This window comes from Streptomyces sp. NPDC018693 (assembly GCF_044391385.1).
Taxonomy (GTDB): domain Bacteria; phylum Actinomycetota; class Actinomycetes; order Streptomycetales; family Streptomycetaceae; genus Streptomyces.
In genome coordinates this window covers 530,927-551,088 of sequence record NZ_JBIRZZ010000004.1, presented here as the reverse complement: position 1 = coordinate 551,088, position 20,162 = coordinate 530,927, and the positions used below count along the sequence as shown (strand labels likewise).

The following is a 20,162-nucleotide window of genomic DNA, read 5'->3' as shown; positions in this document are numbered from 1 at the left end:
CTCCGCCCGCAGGCGGAGGCCCTCTTCAGTCACGTACGGCCGTTACGCCGGCACCGAGGCCACGCCCGGAGCCAGGAACTTCTTGCCGTTCACTCGCTCGGAGACGCCCTCGCGGTCCAGGTACGGTGTGATGCCGCCCAGGTGGAAGGGCCAGCCGGCGCCCGTGATCAGGCACAGGTCGATGTCCTGCGCCTCGGCGACGACGCCCTCGTCGAGCATCAGCCCGATCTCCTGCGCCACCGCCTCCAGGACGCGGGCGCGCACCTGCTCCTCGGTCAGGACGGTGTCGCCCTGCTTGAGCAGCGCGGCGACCTCCGGGTCCAGCTCCGGCTTGCCGCTGTCGTAGACGTAGAAGCCGCGCTTGCCGGCCTCGACGACCGCCTTGAGGTTGGGGGAGACCTTGAAGCGGTCCGGGAAGGCCCGGTTGAGGGTCTCGGAGACGTGCAGACCGATGGCCGGGCCGACCAGCTCCAGCAGGACCAGCGGGGACATCGGCAGGCCCAGGGGCTCCACCGCCTTCTCCGCCACGTCGACCGGGGTGCCCTCGTCGATGACGTTCTGGACCTCGCCCATGAAGCGGGTCAGGATGCGGTTCACGACGAACGCCGGGGCGTCCTTGACCAGGACCGCGGTCTTCTTCAGCTTCTTGGCGACGGCGAAGGCCGTGGCCAGCGAGGCGTCGTCGGTCTTCTCGCCGCGGACGATCTCCAGGAGCGGCAGCACCGCCACCGGGTTGAAGAAGTGGAAGCCGACGACCCGCTCGGGGTGCTTCAGCTTCGACGCCATCTCCGACACCGAGAGCGACGAGGTGTTCGTCGCCAGGATCGCGTGCGCCGGGGCGACCGCCTCGACCTCCGCGAACACCTGCTGCTTGACGCCGATCTCCTCGAACACGGCCTCGATGACGAAGTCCGCGTCCGCGAAGCCCTCGGCCTTGTCCAGGACGCCGGTGACCAGCGCCTTGAGGCGGTTGGCCTTGTCCTGGTTGATGCGGCCCTTGCCGAGCAGCTTGTCGATCTCGGCGTGGACATAGCCCACACCCTTGTCGACGCGCTCCTGGTCGATGTCCGTGAGGACGACCGGGACCTCCAGGCGGCGCAGGAACAGCAGCGCCAGCTGCGAGGCCATCAGACCGGCGCCGACGACACCGACCTTGGAGACCGGGCGCGCCAGGTTCTTGTCCGGGGCGCCCGCCGGGCGCTTGCCGCGCTTCTGGACGAGGTTGAACGCGTAGATGCCCGCGCGCAGTTCACCGCCCATGATCAGGTCGGCGAGCGCCGTGTCCTCGGCGTCGTAGCCCTGCTGGAGGTCGCCGTTCTTGGCGGCGGCGATGATGTCCAGGGCGCGGTAGGCGGCCGGGGCCGCGCCGTGCACCTTGGAGTCCGCGATGAAGCGGCCCCTGGCGACGGCCTGGTCCCAGGCGTCGCCGCGGTCGATCACCGGGCGCTCGACCTCGACGTCGCCCTTCAGCACCTGGGCCGTCCAGATCAGCGACTGCTCCAGGAAGTCCGCGCCCTCGAACAGGGCGTCGGCGATGCCCAGGTCGAAGACCTGCTGCCCCTTGAGCTGCTTGTTCTGGTTGAGGCTGTTCTCGATGATCACCGAGACGGCCTTGTCGGCGCCGATCAGGTTCGGCAGCAGGGTGCAGCCGCCCCAGCCGGGGACCAGGCCGAGGAAGACCTCGGGCAGGGAGAACGCCGGGAGCGCCTTGGAGACGGTCCGGTAGGTGCAGTGCAGACCGACCTCGACGCCGCCGCCCATGGCCGCGCCGTTGTAGTAGGCGAAGCTCGGCACGGCGAGACCCGCGAGGCGCTTGAACACCTCGTGGCCGCCCTTGCCGATGGCCAGCGCGTGGTCGTACTCCTTCAGCAGCTCGACGCCCTTGAGGTCGGCGCCGACGGCGAAGATGAACGGCTTGCCGGTGATGCCGACGCCGACGATGTCGCCCTCGGCCGCTTCCTTCTCGACCTGGTCGATCGCGGTGTTGAGGTTCGCCAGCGAGGCCGGGCCGAACGTGGTCGGCTTGGTGTGGTCGAAGCCGTTGTCCAGCGTGATCAGGGCGAAGCGGCCCGCGCCGTACGGCAGGTCGAGGTGGCGTACGTGCGCCTGGGTGACGACCTCGTCGGGGAACAGCTCGGCCGCGCCCTTCAGGAGCTCAGCGGTGGTGCTCACTTGTTGCCTCCGTCGAAGTGCGGGTTCTCCCAGATGACCGTCGCGCCCATGCCGAAGCCGACGCACATGGTGGTCAGGCCGTAGCGGACCTGCGGCTGCTCCTCGAACTGGCGGGCCAGCTGCGTCATCAGCCGGACGCCGGAGGAGGCCAGCGGGTGACCGAAGGCGATGGCGCCGCCGTACTGGTTGACGCGCTCGTCGTCGTCCGCGATGCCGTAGTGGTCCAGGAAGGCCAGGACCTGGACGGCGAACGCCTCGTTGATCTCGAACAGGCCGATGTCGGAGATGGACAGGCCCGCCTGGGCGAGGGCCTTCTCCGTCGCCGGGATCGGACCGTAGCCCATGACCTCCGGCTCCACGCCCGCGAAGGCGTAGGAGACCAGGCGCATCTTGACCGGCAGGCCGTTCTCGCGGGCGAAGTCCTCGGAGGCGATGAGGGAGGCGGTGGCACCGTCGTTCAGACCGGCCGCGTTACCGGCGGTGACCCGGCCGTGCACCCGGAACGGGGTCTTCAGGCCGGCCAGGTTCTCCAGCGTCGTGCCCGGGCGCATCGGCTCGTCGGCGGTGACCAGACCCCAGCCGGTCTCGCCGGCCTCGGGGTTCGTACGGCGCACCGAGATCGGCACCAGGTCGGCCTGGATCTTGCCGTTGGCGTACGCCTTGGCGGCCTTCTCCTGGGAGCGCACCGCGTACTCGTCCGCGCGCTCCTTGGTGATCTGCGGGTAGCGGTCGTGCAGGTTCTCGGCGGTCATGCCCATGAACAGCGCCGACTCGTCGACCAGCTTCTCGGAGACGAAGCGCGGGTTGGGGTCGACGCCCTCGCCCATCGGGTGGCGGCCCATGTGCTCGACACCGCCCGCGATCGCGATGTCGTAGGCGCCGAAGGCGACCGAACCGGCGACCGTGGTCACGGCGGTCAGGGCGCCGGCGCACATGCGGTCGATCGAGTAGCCGGGCACCGACTGCGGGAGGCCCGCGAGGATGCCGGCGGTACGGCCGATGGTCAGGCCCTGGTCGCCGATCTGCGTGGTCGCGGCGATGGCGACCTCGTCGATCTTCTTCGGGTCGAGACCGGGGTTGCGGCGCAGCAGCTCCCGGATCGCCTTCACGACGAGGTCGTCGGCGCGGGTCTCGTGGTAGATGCCCTTCGGGCCCGCCTTGCCGAACGGGGTACGGACGCCGTCGACGAAGACGACGTCCCTGACGGTACGAGGCACGATGGCTCTCCTCCAGGTGCGGGATGGCACTGCTGCGGTGCGCTGCGCTGAGCGCGCGCTCAGGCCCATGCTACTTGTGGGTAACGTAGCTGCCCAGTCCCGCACGTCCAAGCGGTGAAGGTCACACCTTCGGGGGAGCCGTGGATCCCCTCGGCGTCAGCACCGGCGTCGGTACGGGATGAGAGCCCGGGCCCTCTCCCATGATCACACCGAACAGCGTCCGGGCCGCCTCTGCGCCGAAGCCGTGCACGTCGTGGCTCATCGCGGAGAGCGTCGGATGCGTCAGGCGGCACAGCTGCGAGTCGTCCCAGGCGAGCAGGGAGACGTCCTCGGGGACCCGGACACCCATCTCGGCGGCCACCGACAGCCCGGCCACCGCCATGATGTCGTTGTCGTAGACGATCGCCGTCGGCCGGTCCGGCGGAGCGGCCGTCAGCAGGCCCCGCGTCGCCCGCGCCCCCGCGTCCCCCGAGTAGTCGGTCGCCACCTGCGACGCCCCGGCCAGCCCCAGCGCCCGCGCCGCCGCGTCGAAGGCCGCCGTCCGTATCACCGTGTGCCCGAGCGCCGCCGTGCCGCCCACCCGGGCGATACGACGGTGCCCCAGCGCGGCGAGATACCGCACCGCCTCCGTCATCGCCGTCGCGTCGTCGGTCCACACCGAGGTCAGGCTCCCGGTCAGCGAGGGATGCCCGACCGCCACCACCGGCATCCCCAGCCGCTCGGCCGCCGCCACCCGGGGGTCGTCGGCCCGGAAGTCCACCAGGATCGACCCGCCGATCTGCCGCCCCCGCCACCACGCCTCCTGCAGCCCGACCTCCTCCTCCACGCTCTTCACCAGCCGCAGCAGCAGCGAGCAGGAGTGCTCGGTCAGCACGCTCTCCACCCCGGAGACGAACTCCATGTAGAACGGCTCCAGGCCGAGCATCCGGGCCGGCCGGCAGATCGCCAGCCCCACCACGTCGACCCGTGAGCTGGACAGCGACCGCGCGGTGAGGTTCGGCGCCCAGCCCAGCTCCCGCGCCGCCGCGAAGATCCGGTCCCGGGTGGCCTCGGACAGGCCGGGCTTGTGGTTGAACGCGAGGGACACCGCCCCCTTGGACACGCCGGCGCGCGCGGCCACGTCCTTGATCGTCACCCGGGGTGCGGTCATCGGCTGGGCTCCAAGCAGTACAGGGCGGATCGGGCTGCGGCGGCATCGGGAGTCTCCCAGCCCTCGACCCCGATGGTCACCCGTTCGCCGGGAAGCAGCGTGACCAGCCCCCGGTCCGCCCGCGCCCCCGGCTCCATCCGGTCCGCCTGGAGCAGCAGATCCCGTACGAGGGTGTGGGCCGTCACCGTCACCGCACCCGGCGCCACCTGCACGTCGAACTCCGGCCGACGATAGGGGATGTCACGGTCGGGCACCGGAAAGTACAGGGCCCGCAGGCCACCGTCGGCATCCGCCACCAGGAACTCCTCCGCCCCGACCGGCACCAGCTCCGGCGGTACCCGCACCTCACCCACGGCCCGCCGCCCGGCCACCAGTTCCAGTCCGGCCCGGCCGATCACCTCGCCGCCCACGCTCATCCGACGCAGCGTCAGGGAACCGCGCCACTCCTCACCGCCCTGATTGACGGCCGCCAACAGCAGCTCGCCGCCGCGCACTTGAAGCGTCAGCAGCCGGTCCGCGTACACCCGCCGCAGCTCGTGGTACAGCGGCTTGGCCCGCCCGTCCCCGTCGATGGCCGCCCAGGAGGTCACCGGCCAGCAGTCGTTGAGCTGCCAGACGACCGTGCCCGCACACACCGGCCAGTGCGACCGCCAGTGCTCGATCCCGGCGGCCACCGCCCGCGCCTGGTTGACCTGCGTCAGGTAGTGCCACCGGTCGAAGTCCTTCTCCGGCACGGCGAAGTGCCGGGCGAGCCCGCGCTCCAGCTTGCCGTTGCCGTCGTCGGCCTTCTGGTGGTGCAGCATCCCGGGGGAGCCGGGAGCCGGCTCCTCCCCGGGCAGGGCGCGCCGCAGCGTGGCGTACGCGGGCGGCGCCTGCCAGCCGAACTCGGCTACGAAACGCGGCACTTCCCTGCGGTACTCGGCGTAGTCCACCCGGTTCCACACCTCCCAGGAGTGGTGCGTGCCGTGCGCCGGGTCGTTCGGGTGATGCTCCCAGGAACCCGACCAGGGACTACCCGCGGTGTACGGCCGTGTCGGGTCCAACTCGGCCACCACACGCGGCAGGACTCCCAGATAGTACCCCTCGCCCCAGGAGTCCCCGGCCAGCCGCTCCTCCCACCCCCAGTCCCGGAACCCCCACAGGTTCTCGTTGTTGCCGTTCCACAGCACCAGCGAGGGATGCGGCATCAGCCGTACGACGTTCTCCCGGGCCTCCGCCTCCACCTCGCCCCGCAGCGGCTGCTCCTCGGGGTAGGCCGCGCACGCGAACGGGAAGTCCTGCCAGACCAGCAGCCCGAGCTCGTCGCAGGCGTCGTAGAAGTCCTCGCTCTCGTAGATCCCGCCGCCCCACACCCGGACCAGATCCACCCCCGCGTCGGCCGCCTGCCCGAGCCGCTCCCGGTACCGCTCACGCGTCACCCGGGACGGGAACACGTCGTCGGGGATCCAGTTCACGCCGCGCGCGAAGATCCGCTCCCTGTTGACGACCAGGGTGAAGCCGGTGCCGTGCGCGTCGGCGGAGGTGTCCAGTTCCAGGTCGCGAAAGCCGATCCGCCGCCGCCATCCGTCCAACGCGTCCACACCGTGCAGCAGCGTCAACTCCACGTCATACAGCGACTGTTCACCGTAACCGCGCGGCCACCACAGCCGTACGTCCGGCACCTGAAGGCGTACGACGGCGGCGCTGCCCTCGACCCGCCCGCGCACCCGGACCCCGGCCACCCGCGCCTCCACCGTGAGGTCGGCCTCCACCCGGGTCCGCTCGACGTCGATGTGCAACTCGACGACACCGGCGCCCTGTTCGACGCTCACCAGCGGCCGCACCCGGGCGATCCGCGCCGTCGACCAGCGCTCCAGCCGCACCGGCCGCCAGATCCCGGCCGTCACCAGGGTGGGCCCCCAGTCCCAGCCGAAGGAGCAGGCCATCTTGCGCACGTACTGGTAGGGCTCGGCGTAGGCGGCGGGGCGCTCGCCGAGCTTTCCGCGCACGGCCTCGGCCTCGGCGTAGGCGGAGACGAAGCGCACGGCGAGCCGTCCCTGGAGCCCCGTCACGTCGAAGCGGTACGCCCGGTGCATGTTCCTCGTCCGGCCCAGGAGCCGGCCGTCGAGCGTGATCTCGGCGACGGTGTCGAGCCCCTCGAAGACGAGGTCGGTCTGCTCGTGCCCGCCGGTGGACCCCAGGTCGGTCTCGTACGTCCAGTCCCGCCGTCCGACCCACGCGACCTCGGTCTCGTTCCGTCCGAGGAAGGGGTCCGGGATCACCCCGGCGGCCAGCAGATCGGTGTGCACACAGCCCGGCACCCGGGCCGGAAGCTCACCCCCCTCGTGTCGCAGGATCCATCCCTCGTCGAGCGGTGTGGCCTCCAGCATGCGCGCTCCCTAAACCGGTCCAGTCCAGGACCTGACGCAGTTCTCGCATCGTTGGCGGGTTTGGGACTTTACCGGTTGAGGCAAGCGCTGTCAGAGTGCCGAATCAGCCAACCCGCACGTGCTCTTCCGTCCCAGTCGAACGGAGCTGACGCACATGAACCGCCGTACTGTTCTGGCCACCGCCGTGGCTGCCGCGCTGCTCGTCCTCCCCGCCTGCACCTCCACCGGAGGCACGTCGAAGGGCGCCGACGCCAAGGCCGCTGACGATCCGTCGAAGGTCAGCGGCACCATCAAGGTCCTCACCGTCCGCACCGACCTCGTGCAGGACGGCACGATGGACAAGTACGCCGCAGAGTTCAACAAGGTCTATCCGAAGGTGAAGGTCGAGTTCGAGGGCCTCACCAACTACGAGGCCGAAGTCAAGATCCGTATGAACACGGAGAACTACGGCGACGTCCTGCTGATCCCGGCGGTCATCAAGAAGGACGACTACCCGAAGTTCTTCGCCTCCCTCGGCACGGTGGAGGAGCGCAGCGAGAAGTACCGGTTCACCGACTTCACGTCCGTCGACGGCAAGGTCTACGGCCAGAGCCCCAACGGTGTGATGCCGGGCTTCCTCTACAACAAGCGCGTCTGGAGCCAGGCCGGCGTCACCGCATGGCCGACCACACCCGCCGAGTTCATCGACGCCCTGAAGGCCATCAAGGAGAAGACCGACGCGGTCCCCTACTACACCAACTTCGCCGCCGGCTGGACCCTGAGCGGCTGGACGGCCGTCAACGGCGCGGTCCACTGCGACCCGCAGGCCACCACCAAACTCGCCGAGGGCAACCCCTGGGCCGAGGGCGCCGACCTGCGCGTCGGTGACACCCTCCTGCACGACATCGTCCACGAGGGCCTCGCCGAGAAGGACCCGACGACCTCCAACTGGGAGGCGTCCAAGCCGCAGTTGGCCAAGGGTGAGATCGCCACGCAGTGGCTCGGCACCTGGGCGATCATCCAGTTCCAGGACGCCGCCCGGAAGGCCGGCACGAACCCCGACGACATCGGCTTCATGCCCTTCCCCGCCCAGACGAACGGCACGTTCTGCTCCACGGTCGGCCCCGACTACAACCAGGGCATCAACGTCCACTCCAAGAACAAGGAAGCCGCCCGCGCCTGGCTCGACTGGTTCACCGACAAGTCCGGCTACGACAAGGACAACCTGGCCATCTCGCCGCTGAAGGACGCGCCCATGCCCGAGGTGCTCCAGCCGTACGAGGACGCGGGCGTCGAGCTCATCGAGCTGGACGACAGCAAGGGCGCCCAGGTCAAGCTGATCGACGCCGAGTCCGAGGTCGGCATCAACACCCCCGACTACCGCCAGGACCTGGTCGACCTCGCACGCGGCGCCCGCAAGGGCAGCCTGGACGACTTCCTCGACGAGCTCGGCAAGAAGTGGACCGACACCCAGAAGACCGTGGGGTCCTGATGGCCGGCACGGCCCTTCGTAACCCCGCGACGCGGCCGGCCCGGGACACCCCCGTGCCGGCCCCGGCCCCGCGCCGGGCCCGCGTCTGGCGGCGCCTGACCCCCTGGCTGTTCCTGCTCGCACCCCTCGCCCTGCTGATCACCTTCACCTACGCGCCGATCGTCAACATGGTCGCGTACAGCTTCACCGACTGGGACGGCGTCAGCCCCGAACTGCACTACACGGGTGCCGAGAACTACACCGAACTGTTCACCCGCCCCGACCTGTTCGAGGTGTTCTTCGTCAGCGGCTACTACCTGGCCGCCTCCGCCGTGCAGATCGTGGCCGCGCTCTACTTCGCGACGATCCTCAGCTTCAACACCCGCTTCCGGAACTTCTTCAAGGGCGTGCTGTTCTTCCCGTACCTGATCAACGGCGTCGCGATCGGCTTCGTCTTCCTGTACTTCTTCCAGGACGGCGGCACCCTCGACTCGATCCTCGCCCTGTTCGGGTACCACTCCGACCACGCCTGGCTCGGCACCCCGGTCTCCGCGAACACCTCGCTCGCCGGCGTCTCGATCTGGCGCTACCTGGGCCTGAACTTCGTGCTCTTCCTCGGCGCGATCCAGTCGATCCCCGGCGAGCTGTACGAGGCGGCCGAACTGGACGGCGCGACCCGCCGGCACCAGTTCCGCTACATCATCCTCCCCGGCATCAAGCCGATCCTGACGCTGACCGTCATCCTCTCGGTCTCCGGGTCCCTCTCCGCCTTCGAGATCCCGTACATCATGACCGGCGGGGCGACCGGCACCGAGACCTTCGTGATCCAGACCGTGAAGCTGGCCTTCCAGTTCAACAAGACGGGCCTCGCCTCGGCCGCCGCCGTGGTCCTGCTGCTGATCATCCTGGCGGTGACCTGGCTGCAGCGCCGCCTCGTCCCCGACGACAGGGTGGACCTCGTATGACCCGCCGCGCCGCAGCCCGCACGCTGGTGTACCTGTCCCTGGTCCTCGCCACGCTGGTCGTCCTGCTGCCGCTGGGCGTGGTCCTGCTGACGTCCCTGAAGACCGAGCAGGAGCTGGCGGACGACAGCGGGGCGCTCACGCTCCCCGACAACCTGCTGAACTTCGACAACTACGTGACCGCGTTCCAGGACGGCCGGATGTTCTCCGCCTTCGGCCACACCGCGATCATCCTGCTGTTCTCGATCGGAGGGACCGTCCTCATCGGCTCGATGACGGCCTACGCGGTCGACCGCTTCACGTTCCGCTTCAGGAAGCTGGTCGTGGCCCTGTTCCTGCTGGCCGCCCTGGTCCCCGGCGTCACCACCCAGGTGGCGACCTTCCAGATCGTCAACGGCTTCGGCATGTTCGACACGCTGTGGGCGCCCATCGCCCTCTACATGGGCACGGACATCGTCTCGATCTACATCTTCCTGCAGTTCGTCCGGTCCATCCCGACCTCCCTGGACGAGGCGGCCCGCCTGGACGGCGCCAACGCCTTCACGATCTACCGCAAGATCATCTTCCCGCTCCTCAAACCCGCCATCGCGACGGTCGTGATCGTGAAGGGCATCACCGTCTACAACGACTTCTACATCCCCTTCCTCTACATGCCCTCCCAGGATCTTGGCGTGATCTCGACGTCCCTGTTCCGCTTCAAGGGCCCCTTCGGTGCCCACTGGGAGACCATCTCAGCGGGCGCGATCCTGGTGATCCTCCCGACTTTGATCGTCTTCCTCACCCTGCAGCGCTACATCTACAACGGCTTCATGAAAGGCGCGACCAGGTGAGGTGCCTTTAGGGGCGCGGGGAACTGCGCGAGCTACACACAACGGCCCGCAGCCGCCGTACGACAGAAATCGATACGGCGGCTACGCGGACAACGCCGCAACAAGAACCGGCGTCACCTGCTCGACCTGCCAGGCCCGAGCCCCGTAACCAACCAGCGCCTCGGCAACCGACTCCGCGCTGACAACCTTCGGCGGCTCCCAGCAGACCCGCCGGACGGTGTCCGGAGTGATCAGGTTCTCCTGGGGCATGTTCAGCTCCTCGGCCAGCGCCGACACCCCGGCCCGAGCCGCCGACAGGCGTGCCGCGGCCGCCGGATCCTTGTCGGCCCAGGCGCGCGGCGGCGGAGGCCCGGCGATCGGCTGCCCCGGCTGCGGAAGCTGCGCGTCGGGAAGCGCCCTGGCGCGATCGACCGCGGCCTGCCACTGCTCCAGCTGCCGCCGTCCGATCCGTGGTCCGAAGCCGTTCAGGGCAGCCAGCGCGTGCGCATTGCCCGGCAGGGACAGCGCGGCCTCCACGATGGCCGCGTCGCTCAGCACCTTCCCCGGCGACACATCCCGCCGCTGGGCGATGCGATCCCGCGTCTGCCACAGCTCCCGTACGACGGCAAGCTGTCGCCGCCGCCGCACCTTGTGCATCCCGGAGGTCCGCCGCCAGGGATCCTTGCGCGGCTCAGCCGGCGGCGCGGCCGCGATCGCGTCGAACTCCTGCCGCGCCCACTCCAGCTTCCCCTGCCGGTCCAGCTCCTTCTCCAGCGCGTCGCGCAGATCGACGAGCAGCTCGACGTCCAGCGCGGCGTACCGCAGCCACGGCTCGGGCAGCGGCCGGGTGGACCAGTCGACGGCGGAGTGCCCCTTCTCCAGGACGAAGCCGAGCACGCTCTCGACCATCGCGCCGAGGCCGACCCGGGGGAACCCGGCGAGGCGCCCGGCCAGCTCGGTGTCGAACAGCCCGGTCGGCACCATGCCTATCTCACGGAGGCAGGGCAGGTCCTGGGTGGCGGCGTGCAGCACCCACTCGGTGTCGGAGAGGGCCGCGCCGAGCCCGGACAGATCGGGACAGGCGACGGGGTCGATCAACGCGGTGCCGGCGCCCTCGCGCCGTAGCTGCACCAGATACGCGCGCTGGCCGTACCGGTATCCGGAGGCGCGCTCGGCGTCGACGGCGACGGGTCCGGTGCCGTCGGCGAAGGCGGCGATCACCTCGGCGAGGGCGGCCTGGTCGGCGATCACCGCCGGGATGCCCTCACGGGGTTCCAGCAACGGTGTCGGCGCCCCCTGAGCAGTAGTTCCGCCGTCGTCCGGAGGGGCGCCTCCGGTGGTTCGCAGTGAGCTGGCTGCTGCGGTTTCTTGGGCGTCGGTCACCTGTCAAGGGTATCCGTGTACGGACGGCGCCCGCCGACGGAACGTTCCGTCGACGGGCACCGGAGGGTTGTAAACCAGTCAGGTCGGTGAAAGAGGAGATTCACGATCGGTTGGGGAAACAGCGGTAGGGGGGCAGGGGCAGGGGTCGGTCAGTGGATGATGCCGGTCCGCAGGGCCACCGCCACCATCCCGGCGCGGTCACCGGTGCCCAGCTTGCGGGCGATGCGGGCGAGGTGGCTCTTGACGGTCAGCGCGGACAGGCCCATGGAGACGCCGATCGCCTTGTTCGACTGGCCCTCGGCGACGAGGCGCAGGACCTCGACCTCGCGGCCGGAGAGCTCGCGGTAGCCGCCCGGGTGGCTCGGGGCACCCGGGGGGCGGCGGTGCAGGCGGGCGGCGGCCGCGCCGATGGGGGCGGCACCGGGCCGGGTGGGGAGCCCGACGTTGGTGCGGGTGCCGGTGACGACGTAGCCCTTGACACCGCCCGCGAGTGCGTTGCGGACGGCGCCGATGTCGTCGGCGGCGGAGAGGGCCAGCCCGTTGGGCCAGCCGGCGGCGCGGGTCTCCGACAGGAGGGTCAGCCCGGAGCCGTCGGGGAGGTGGACGTCGGCGACGCAGATGTCACGTGGGTTGCCGATGCGGGGGCGGGCTTCCGCGACGGACGACGCCTCGATGACATCGCGCACACCGAGCGCCCAGAGGTGGCGGGTGACGGTGGAACGGACACGGGGATCGGCCACGACGACCATGGCGGTGGGCTTGTTCGGGCGGTAGGCGACCAGGCTTGCGGGCTGCTCGAGAAGAACGGACACCAGGCCTCCTGGGGTGCGGGATGGGGACGAACCCTGGTTTTCAAGGTCACAGTCGTCTTCGGCACCGACCCCGGTGTCCTTTAGGGAATGATCACGATCTAGTGAGTAACAATCGGTGCAATTAGGACATGTGCTCGATCATCCGAAGATCGAATCGGATCGGACGGGTGCGAATGAGGCCGTTTGTGTGGCGAGACAGGTCAGAAAGTGTCCGTATCGACAAAGTGATCCTCAAAAATCACCCACGGAGGGTTGGAACAGGGATACCTGGCTCAGCGCGACTGCGGTCCCCGCCGCTGCGGCAGCGTCACCACCGACGCGTCCCCGGGACCGGCCGGCGGCAGCCCCGCCACCTGCGCCAGAAGATCGCACCAGGACCCCAGATGGGCGGCGGTGTCCGGCACCCCGCCCAGCCCCTCACGCGGGGTCCACGAGGCCCGGATCTCGATCTGCGAGGCCGCCGGGCGCGCGGACAGCCCGCCGAAGTAGTGCGAACTCGCACGCGTGACGGTGCCGCTCGGCTCCCCGTACGTCAGCCCGCGCGCCTGCAGCGCCCCCGTCAGCCACGACCAGCACACGTCCGGCAGCAGCGGGTCGACCGCCATCTCCGGCTCCAGCTCGGCCCGGATCAGCGTCACCAGCCGGAACGTTCCGCGCCAGGCGTCATGCCCGGCCGGATCGTGCAGCAGCACCAGCCGCCCGTCGGCCAGGTCCTGGTCACCGTCGACCACCGTCGCCTCCAGGGCGTACGAGAAGGGGGCGAGCCGCTTGGGCGCCGGCGTCTGCTCCATCTCGATCTGCGGCCGCAGCCGCGCCGCCCTCAGCGCGTCGACGGCGGCCCGGAAAGGCACCGGAGCCGTCCTGTTCCCATCCCCGTCCCCCTCGTTCACATCGTCCATTCCGTCAGCGCCGTCCGACAGTCGTCCCTGAGCCGCAGCCATGCGGGGAAGATTAAGGGGAACAGCACCTTTCCGCAGGGCAAGACACCAGCTGGGCCCCGCCGACGTCGGTCCGCGGCCCGTGGGAGACTTGCCGGCGTGAGTGCCAACGGAAGCCCTTCGGGCAAGCAGCCGACAGCGACGTACGACAGCCCCTTCCTGAAGGCGTGCAGGCGTGAACCCGTCCCGCACACGCCGGTGTGGTTCATGCGGCAGGCCGGGCGCTCCCTGCCGGAGTACCGCAAGGTCCGCGAGGGCATCCCCATGCTGGAGTCCTGCATGCTGCCCGAGCTGGTCACCGAGATCACGCTCCAGCCCGTGCGCCGGCACCACGTGGACGCGGCGATCTACTTCAGCGACATCGTCGTCCCGCTCAAGGCCATCGGCATCGACCTCGACATCAAGCCCGGCGTCGGCCCGGTCGTCGAGCGCCCGATCCGCACCCGTGCCGACCTCGCCCAGCTCCGTGACCTCACCCCCGAGGACGTCTCCTACGTCACCGAGGCGATCGGCCTGCTGACCCGGGAGCTCGGCGCCACGCCCCTCATCGGCTTCGCCGGCGCACCTTTCACCCTCGCGAGCTACCTCGTCGAGGGCGGCCCGTCCCGCACCTACGAGAACGCCAAGGCGATGATGTACGGCGACCCCGAGCTGTGGGCCGACCTGCTCGACCGCCTCGCCGAGATCACGGCCGCCTTCCTGAAGGTGCAGATCGAGGCCGGCGCCAGCGCCGTCCAGCTGTTCGACTCCTGGGTCGGCGCGCTCGCCCCCGCCGACTACCGCCGCTCGGTGATGCCCGCCTCCGCCAAGGTCTTCCAGGCCGTCGCGGAGTACGGCGTCCCGCGCATCCACTTCGGCGTCGGCACCGGCGAACTGCTGAAGCTCATGGGCGAGGCCGGCGCGGACGTCGTCGGCGTCGACTGGCGCGTCCCGCTCGACGAGGCCGCCCGCCGCGTCGGCCCCGGCAAGGCGCTCCAGGGCAACCTCGACCCGACGCTCCTGTTCTCCACCCGCGAGGCCGTCGAGACCAGGACCCGCGAGGTCCTCGACGCGGCCGCCGGGCTGGAGGGCCACGTCTTCAACCTCGGCCACGGCGTCCTGCCGTCCACCGACCCGGACGCGCTGACCCACCTCGTCGAGTATGTCCACGCCCAGACGGCCCGATGACGCACCCGGGCGGCAGTGCCGTACGCCCGGCACTGCCGCCCGAGGACGGTTCCCGTCACACCGTCACGCGTCGACCCGCTCCTGAGGCGCCGGCGCCGTGACCTGCCGGGCCCTGCGGGCACGCCGCCAGGCACCGAGCAGCGGGGTCGCCATCGAGAGCACCGCCAGCGCCAGCAGCACACCGGAGATCGGCTTGGTGACGAAGGTGCTGAAGGAGCCGTCGGAGATCAGCAGCGCCTGCCGCATCGACTTCTCCATCAGACCGCCCAGGATGAGCCCCAGGATCAGCGGGGCCGCCGGGAAGTCGTTCGCCCGCATCAGGAAGCCCAGCGCCCCGAAGGCGACCAGCAGCCACAGGTCGAAGGTGCTGAAGGACTGCCCGTAGACACCGACCACGCAGAAGACCACGACCAGCGGCAGCAGCAGCGTCTGCGGGGTCTTCAGCACCTTGGCGAACAGCGGGATCAGCGGCAGGTTCAGGATCAGCAGCACGATGTTGCCGATGTACATGCTGGCGATGACACCCCAGAACATGTCCGGGTTCTCGTCCATCAGCAGCGGACCCGGCTGCACCCCGAGCACCAGCAGCGCACCCAGCAGGACCGCCGTCGTACCCGACCCCGGCACGCCCAGCGTCATCAGCGGCACGAAGGAACCGACGGCCGCCGAGTTGTTGGCGGACTCGGGCGCCGCGACACCCTTGGGGTTGCCCTTGCCGAACGTCCTGCCGCCGTCCTTGGCCAGCCGCTTCTCGAACGCGTACGACAGGAAGGAGGCCACCGTGGCACCGGCACCCGGCAGGACGCCGATGAAGAAGCCCAGCACCGAGCCGCGCCCGGTCGGCCCGCTGATCTCCTTCAGCTCCCTGCGGCTCAGCCGCAGCGTGGTGATGGTGCCCTCCTTGCCGCTGCCCTTGCCGCCGTTCATCAGCATCACGAAGACCTCGGCGAGCGCGAACACACCCAGGGCCACGATCAGGAACTCGACGCCTTCGAACAGCTCGATCTTCCCGAAGGTGAACCGCTGCGTGGAGGTCTGGGAGTCGATGCCGATCAGGGCGATCATCACGCCGACGGTGCCGGAGATCAGGCCCTTGACGAGGTTGTTGCCGGCCAGCGAGACCACCGCGGTCAGACCGAGGACCATCAGCGAGAAGTACTCGGCCGGGCCGAAGCTGACGGCGACCGCCGACAGCGACGGCGCGACGAGCATCAGCCCGATCACACCGATCGTGCCGCCGGCGAAGGAGGCGATCGCGGCGATCGCCAGCGCCTTGCCCGCCTTGCCCTGCTTGGCCATCGGGTAGCCGTCGAAGGACGTGGCGACCGTGCCCGCCACACCGGGCGCGTTCAGCAGGATCGACGACGTGGAACCGCCGAAGATCGCGCCGTAGTAGACCCCGGAGAGCATGATGATCGCCGAGACGGGGTCCATGGTGAAGGCGATCGGGATCATCAGCGAGATCGCGCTGATCGGGCCGAGGCCCGGCAGCATGCCGATGACCGTGCCCATGAGTACGCCGAGGAAGACGTAGAGAAGATTGGCCGGGGTGAAGGCCACCCCGAAGCCGTCGATGAGTCCGTTGAGAGCGTCCATGCCGTACGTCCGTCCGTCTCCAGGTCAGAAGGGCAGCGGCCCGGTCGGCAGGGCCACGTCGAGCCCCTCGGACATGGCCAGGTACAGCGTGAGGGCCACCCCGACGGCCACCAGCGCGCTCACCCAGTGCCGCGCGAAGCCCAGGAACCAGGCGGTGCCGACCACGAAGAGGCTGGTCGAGATCACGAACCCGAGCGGCACGAACAGCGCCACGTAGAGGCAGATCGCGCCCAGCAGCACGGCCAGCTGCAACCGGGGGTCGGAGACACGGCCGAAGCGGGCGCGGGGCGCCTGAGCGGCCTCCGCGCCGGCCTCGTCGGCCGTGTCCGCCGCCTTCGCCTCCGTCTCCGGCTCCTGCGCCTTGGACTTCTGGAAGAACAGGGCCACGGACAGGGCGATCAGCACCAGCCCCAGCCCCCGCGGCAGGGTGCCGGGCTGCACCGGCACCTCCACCGCCGTGAACTCGGGGATGCGGTACGCCCCGATCGTGTAAGCGATCGCCACGAGGCCGAGTACGACCGCCAGCGTGCGCTGCGAGAAGCGGAAGTGATGCATCGTCCTGCCGTCCCCCGCCGCTACTTCTTCAGACCGACGTCGGTGAGGATGCCGCCGAGCGCCGTGTTCTGCTCGTCGAGGAAGGCCCCGAACTCGGCGCTGCCGAGGAAGGCGTTGGTCCAGCCGAGCTTCTCGCTCTCCTTCTTCCAGGCGTCGGTCTCGACCATCTTCTTGTACGCGTCCTCGTAGTACGCGACCTGGCTCTCGCTCAGCCCCTTCGGACCCATCACCCCGCGCCAGATGTCGAAGACGTAGTCCACGCCGCTCTCGGTGAGCGTGGGCGCGTCCGGCACGATCGCGGAGCGCTCCGCGGTGGACACCGCGAGCACCCGCACATCGCCCGACTTCACCAGGCCGGTCACCTCCGAGGCACCGGCGACCGCCGCGTCGGCGTGCCCGCCGAGCAGCGCGGTCAGAGCCTCACCGCCGCCGTCGAACGGCACGTACTTCACCTTCGAGGCGTCCGCGCCGGCCGCCTTCACGGCGCCCGCGAGACCGACGTGGTCCAGGCTGCCCGGGCCCGAGCCGCCCGCGATGCTCACGCTCTTCGGGTCGGCCTTCAGCTTCGCCGCCAGGTCACCGAACGACTTGAAGGGCGAGCTCGCCTTCACCACATAGGCCAGCGGCTCGGTGTTCAGCCGGGCGATCGGCGTGAAGTCCTTGTACGTCTGCTTCGACTCGCCGGCCAGCGGCACCAGCAGGATGGGCGGGCTGGTCACGAACAGCTTGTGCGCGTCGCCCTCGTACTGGGCGATGTACGACCAGCCGATGGCGCCGCCGCCACCCGGCTTGTTCACCACGCGCATCTGCTTGTCGACGAGGTTCTCCTCGTCCAGGACCCGGGCGCTGGTGCGGGCGAGGGTGTCCCAGCCTCCGCCGGTGCCCGCGGGCGCGATGTACTCGATGGCCTTGGTCGGCTTCCAGGCGCCGCCGCCACTCGCGCCGGTGGCCTGCTGCTCGCTGCACGCGGCGAGCAGCAGAGTGGCCGAACCGGCGGCCGCGGCCGCCATGACTGCTCGGGGGGCTGAGCGGAACACGCTTCCTCCAGCTTGCTCAGGTGTTTCTGCGGTGTTGCCGCGTCATGGAAACAGCGCTGGATACGGCCGGAAAGAGAACTGAGCGTTGTGCAGCTATTGGCTGTAACGAACGTTTTGAAGGTAGTGGTCACCGGGCTTTTGTAATTTCTGTTCACGCGTCGCCCCTCGCATCGATGCGGTATCGCGTTTGTCCGGCCTGGTGACTGCATGGGGACTCTCATGCAGAATGCGCTCGACACCACGACGGGGCGGAAGGGAGCCACCATGATTCGCGTGCTGGTCGTCGACGACGACTTCATGGTGGCGCGCATCCACCGCAAGCTGGTGGAGCGGCTGCCCGGGTTCACCGTCGTCGGCGAGGCCCGCACCGGCGCGGACGCCCTGCGCTCGGTGCGTGAGCTACGCCCGGATCTGGTGCTGCTCGACATCTATCTGCCCGACATCGGCGGCCTCGACGTGCTGCGCGAACTGCGCGGCGGGGAGGTGCCCGGGGCGGAGGTCGACGTGATGGTGGTGACCGCCGCGCAGGACGTCGCCACGCTGCGGGGCGCGCTGCGCGGCGGCGCCGTGCACTACATCATCAAGCCGTTCGACAGCTCCGTACTGCACGAGCGGCTTCAGCAGTACGCCGAGCGGCGTCGCGAGCTGGCGGCCCTCGCGGTCCCCGAGCAGGACGACGTCGACCGGGTCTTCGGCACGGCCGCACCCGACTCCGGCCCGGGCGGCGGGACCGGGGACGCGTCGGCGGGGTCCGGGTACCTGCCCGGCATCCCGGCGCCGGCCGCCGCACCAGGCGGATCGGGAGCTGCCGGTTCCAGCAGCGTCGGTGCCGCCGGTCCGGTCGCGGCGCGGCTGCCCAAGGGCGTCACCGAGCAGACCGCCGACCTGGTCCGCCGTAACCTCACCGCGCACGCCGAGGGGATGTCCGCCTCGGAGTGCGCGGGAGCGACCGGGCTGTCCCGGGTCAGCGCCCGCCGCTACCTGGAGTTCTTCGTCTCCACCGGCCAGGCCCGGGTCTTCCTCCGCTACGGCACCACCGGCCGGCCCGAGCGCCGCTACCACTGGCTGGCCGACACGGCACGGCCCGCCGGGGTCGAGCACGGCTGACCCCGGCGACGACGCCTCGGTGCGGGTGGGTGAGCTGCCGCATCAGAGCGCGGATCTGGCTCAGGGTCATCCTCGTGTCGGCGTCGTCGTTCCAGCCGGCGACCACCTCGAAGTGGGGCGGGCCGGGATCCCCGCCAGGCGGTGGCCTCGACATGCCGCGGATCCTGCTCCAGGAGCTCCGCGACCGCACCGGCCACCTCCTCGTCCCGCTCGCCTCGACCAGCGGCCCGGCCGGCCCCGGCCGGGCGTCGGCCCGTGACCTGCCCAGCCCCGGTCCTGCTCCAGCTCGAACCCGTCGCACCGTCCGGACGGCGCGCCGCAGCCACTCCTCGGCCTCCGCGGTCCGCCCCCGCCCCCGCGGGCCCGGCCCAGGTGGGGCCGGGACAGCCCCGTCTCCGCCGCCCGCACCCACCCGCGCTCCGCCAACTGCGGGTCGCCGCCGCGCCGCTGGGAGACCGAGGCCACGTTCCACGCGGCCCGGCCGTGCCCGAGCCGCGCCGCCTTCAGGCGGTCGTCCTCACCACCCCGATCCCGGCGCACCCGGCCGCGCGCGCCGGCCGAACAGCAGGCCGCGCGGCTCCGGCGGCTGCGGAGTGCCCGGTTTGAGCGGCCAGGCGAACAGCATGCCCACGAGGAACCCGGTCACATGCGCCGCGTACGCCACCGTGCCCGCGTCGGAGACGCCCTCGCCGGCGGAGTACACCGCCTGCAGCCCGAACCAGAAGCCCAGCACCAGCCAGGCCGGCAGCCGCAGCGGCAGGAAGATCAGAAACGGTACGAGGACCCAGACGCGGGCCTTCGGATACAGCACCAGATAGGCGCCGAGCACGCCGGCGATCGCCCCCGACGCGCCGATCAGGGGGTCGGTGGAGTCGTCGTTCAGCAGCGCGAAGCCGTAGGCCGCCGCGTAACCGCAGGCGACGTAGAACACGGCGTAGGGGATGTGGCCCATGCGGTCCTCGATGTTGTTCCCGAAGATCAGCAGGAACAGCATGTTGCCCAGCAGGTGCAGCCAGCCGCCGTGCAGGAACAGCGAGGTGAAGACGCTGAACAGCGGGGACTTGTCGTAGTCCGGCGGTCCCACGAGACACCCGGGGCCCTGCGGACCGAGGCCGACCTCGCCGGTCGGCACCAGGCGCGGCAGCTGGTTGTGGATCAGTTCCCGCGGTACGGCCGCGTACTGCTCCAGGAACGCGTGCAGATGGCACGTCTGCGCCAGGGTGCTGTCGCCCGCGACGGAGCCGGCCAGGCCGGGCATGAACAGGAAGGCGAAGACGTTCACGCCGATCAGCGCGTACGTCACCCAGGGGGTGCGGCGCGCCGGATTCACGTCATGGACGGGGATGACCACAGAAAGGTACTGCCCCCGATCCGATCGGTGAATCGGTGAACGCCGTCCCCCGTCCGTGCGTATCAGTCGGCAACCGACGTGAGGAAC

At 70.3% G+C, this 20,162-nt stretch carries 16 protein-coding genes; 5 read left to right on the top strand and 11 right to left on the bottom strand.

The annotated features are described in order from the left end of the window. Positions 1–42: 42 nt before the first annotated feature. The 4 genes from ACH5AC_RS14420 to ACH5AC_RS14405 all read right to left on the bottom strand — a co-directional run bounded on the left by ACH5AC_RS14420 (position 43) and on the right by ACH5AC_RS14405 (position 6,908). Positions 43–2,172 carry a 3-hydroxyacyl-CoA dehydrogenase NAD-binding domain-containing protein gene (locus ACH5AC_RS14420; protein WP_398862064.1) on the bottom strand — a complete coding sequence of 710 codons (2,130 nt, stop codon included), beginning with the start codon at positions 2,170–2,172 and terminating at the stop codon, positions 43–45. After that, the gene (locus ACH5AC_RS14415) at positions 2,169–3,389 is read right to left on the bottom strand and encodes a thiolase family protein (RefSeq protein ID WP_398862063.1); all 1,221 of its coding nucleotides are present in this window, start codon (positions 3,387–3,389) and stop codon (positions 2,169–2,171) included. Before ACH5AC_RS14415 ends, ACH5AC_RS14420 begins: the two co-directional genes overlap by 4 nt. Positions 3,390–3,510: 121 nt before the next feature. After that, complete coding sequence (locus tag ACH5AC_RS14410) at positions 3,511–4,539, bottom strand: LacI family DNA-binding transcriptional regulator (RefSeq protein ID WP_398862062.1); 1,029 nt, start codon at positions 4,537–4,539, stop codon at positions 3,511–3,513. Continuing rightward, positions 4,536–6,908 carry a glycoside hydrolase family 2 protein gene (locus ACH5AC_RS14405; RefSeq protein ID WP_398862061.1) on the bottom strand — a complete coding sequence of 791 codons (2,373 nt, stop codon included), beginning with the start codon at positions 6,906–6,908 and terminating at the stop codon, positions 4,536–4,538. The genes ACH5AC_RS14410 and ACH5AC_RS14405 overlap by 4 nt, the downstream gene beginning before the upstream one ends. Positions 6,909–7,062: 154 nt before the next feature. On the opposite strand from ACH5AC_RS14405, the gene ACH5AC_RS14400 reads away from it, so the two are divergent. Genes ACH5AC_RS14400 through ACH5AC_RS14390 form a run of 3 tightly spaced genes read left to right on the top strand, consistent with a single transcriptional unit; the run spans position 7,063 to position 10,150 of the window. Continuing rightward, positions 7,063–8,379 carry an extracellular solute-binding protein gene (locus tag ACH5AC_RS14400; protein ID WP_398862060.1) on the top strand — a complete coding sequence of 439 codons (1,317 nt, stop codon included), beginning with the start codon at positions 7,063–7,065 and terminating at the stop codon, positions 8,377–8,379. Beyond that, positions 8,379–9,323 (top strand): carbohydrate ABC transporter permease, encoded by a 945-nt coding sequence (locus ACH5AC_RS14395; RefSeq protein WP_398862059.1) that lies wholly within the window; start codon positions 8,379–8,381, stop codon positions 9,321–9,323. The genes ACH5AC_RS14400 and ACH5AC_RS14395 overlap by 1 nt, the downstream gene beginning before the upstream one ends. Further along, positions 9,320–10,150, top strand: coding sequence for a carbohydrate ABC transporter permease (locus ACH5AC_RS14390; protein WP_398862058.1), 831 nt, complete (start codon positions 9,320–9,322; stop codon positions 10,148–10,150). Before ACH5AC_RS14395 ends, ACH5AC_RS14390 begins: the two co-directional genes overlap by 4 nt. A gap of 81 nt (positions 10,151–10,231) precedes the next feature. Here ACH5AC_RS14390 and ACH5AC_RS14385 read toward each other — a convergent pair whose 3' ends face one another. From ACH5AC_RS14385 to ACH5AC_RS14375, 3 genes are all read right to left on the bottom strand, one after another. After that, entirely contained in the window at positions 10,232–11,512 is a 1,281-nt protein-coding gene (locus ACH5AC_RS14385) for a ribonuclease D (protein ID WP_398862057.1), read from the bottom strand. Between the two features lie 149 nt (positions 11,513–11,661). Continuing rightward, positions 11,662–12,324: a response regulator transcription factor gene (locus tag ACH5AC_RS14380; RefSeq protein ID WP_003972894.1), complete on the bottom strand. Its 663-nt coding sequence runs from the start codon at positions 12,322–12,324 to the stop codon at positions 11,662–11,664. A 272-nt stretch (positions 12,325–12,596) separates the two neighbouring features. After that, on the bottom strand, positions 12,597–13,223 hold the full coding sequence (locus tag ACH5AC_RS14375; protein WP_398862227.1) for a DUF3000 domain-containing protein: 627 nt from the start codon (positions 13,221–13,223) through the stop codon (positions 12,597–12,599). A gap of 138 nt (positions 13,224–13,361) precedes the next feature. Here ACH5AC_RS14375 and hemE point away from each other — a divergent pair, with 138 nt between their 5' ends. Continuing rightward, positions 13,362–14,429: a uroporphyrinogen decarboxylase gene (hemE, locus tag ACH5AC_RS14370; protein ID WP_398862056.1), complete on the top strand. Its 1,068-nt coding sequence runs from the start codon at positions 13,362–13,364 to the stop codon at positions 14,427–14,429. 63 nt (positions 14,430–14,492) lie between these two features. On the opposite strand, the gene ACH5AC_RS14365 is transcribed toward hemE, so the two are convergent. Genes ACH5AC_RS14365 through ACH5AC_RS14355 form a run of 3 tightly spaced genes read right to left on the bottom strand, consistent with a single transcriptional unit; the run spans position 14,493 to position 17,617 of the window. After that, positions 14,493–16,025 carry a tripartite tricarboxylate transporter permease gene (locus tag ACH5AC_RS14365; RefSeq protein WP_398862055.1) on the bottom strand — a complete coding sequence of 511 codons (1,533 nt, stop codon included), beginning with the start codon at positions 16,023–16,025 and terminating at the stop codon, positions 14,493–14,495. A gap of 24 nt (positions 16,026–16,049) precedes the next feature. Next, positions 16,050–16,580, bottom strand: coding sequence for a tripartite tricarboxylate transporter TctB family protein (locus ACH5AC_RS14360; protein ID WP_398862054.1), 531 nt, complete (start codon positions 16,578–16,580; stop codon positions 16,050–16,052). 20 nt (positions 16,581–16,600) lie between these two features. After that, entirely contained in the window at positions 16,601–17,617 is a 1,017-nt protein-coding gene (locus tag ACH5AC_RS14355; protein WP_398862053.1) for a tripartite tricarboxylate transporter substrate binding protein, read from the bottom strand. 264 nt (positions 17,618–17,881) lie between these two features. On the opposite strand from ACH5AC_RS14355, the gene ACH5AC_RS14350 reads away from it, so the two are divergent. Beyond that, positions 17,882–18,724 (top strand): response regulator, encoded by an 843-nt coding sequence (locus ACH5AC_RS14350; protein ID WP_398862052.1) that lies wholly within the window; start codon positions 17,882–17,884, stop codon positions 18,722–18,724. A gap of 517 nt (positions 18,725–19,241) precedes the next feature. Here ACH5AC_RS14350 and ACH5AC_RS14345 read toward each other — a convergent pair. After that, entirely contained in the window at positions 19,242–20,075 is an 834-nt protein-coding gene (locus ACH5AC_RS14345) for a rhomboid family intramembrane serine protease (RefSeq protein ID WP_398862051.1), read from the bottom strand. Positions 20,076–20,162: the final 87 nt, after the last annotated feature.

Excerpts from the sequence above, each read along its gene's own strand:
- ACH5AC_RS14410 (WP_398862062.1), bottom strand. The coding sequence starts at position 4,539 with ATGACCGCACCCCGGGTGACGATCAAGGACGTGGCCGCGCGCGCCGGC.
- ACH5AC_RS14405 (WP_398862061.1), bottom strand. The coding sequence starts at position 6,908 with ATGCTGGAGGCCACACCGCTCGACGAGGGATGGATCCTGCGACACGAG.
- ACH5AC_RS14400 (WP_398862060.1), top strand. The coding sequence starts at position 7,063 with ATGAACCGCCGTACTGTTCTGGCCACCGCCGTGGCTGCCGCGCTGCTC.
- ACH5AC_RS14395 (WP_398862059.1), top strand. The coding sequence starts at position 8,379 with ATGGCCGGCACGGCCCTTCGTAACCCCGCGACGCGGCCGGCCCGGGAC.
- ACH5AC_RS14390 (WP_398862058.1), top strand. The coding sequence starts at position 9,320 with ATGACCCGCCGCGCCGCAGCCCGCACGCTGGTGTACCTGTCCCTGGTC.
- ACH5AC_RS14375 (WP_398862227.1), bottom strand. The coding sequence starts at position 13,223 with ATGGACGATGTGAACGAGGGGGACGGGGATGGGAACAGGACGGCTCCG.
- ACH5AC_RS14365 (WP_398862055.1), bottom strand. The coding sequence starts at position 16,025 with ATGGACGCTCTCAACGGACTCATCGACGGCTTCGGGGTGGCCTTCACC.
- ACH5AC_RS14360 (WP_398862054.1), bottom strand. The coding sequence starts at position 16,580 with ATGCATCACTTCCGCTTCTCGCAGCGCACGCTGGCGGTCGTACTCGGC.
- ACH5AC_RS14350 (WP_398862052.1), top strand. The coding sequence starts at position 17,882 with ATGATTCGCGTGCTGGTCGTCGACGACGACTTCATGGTGGCGCGCATC.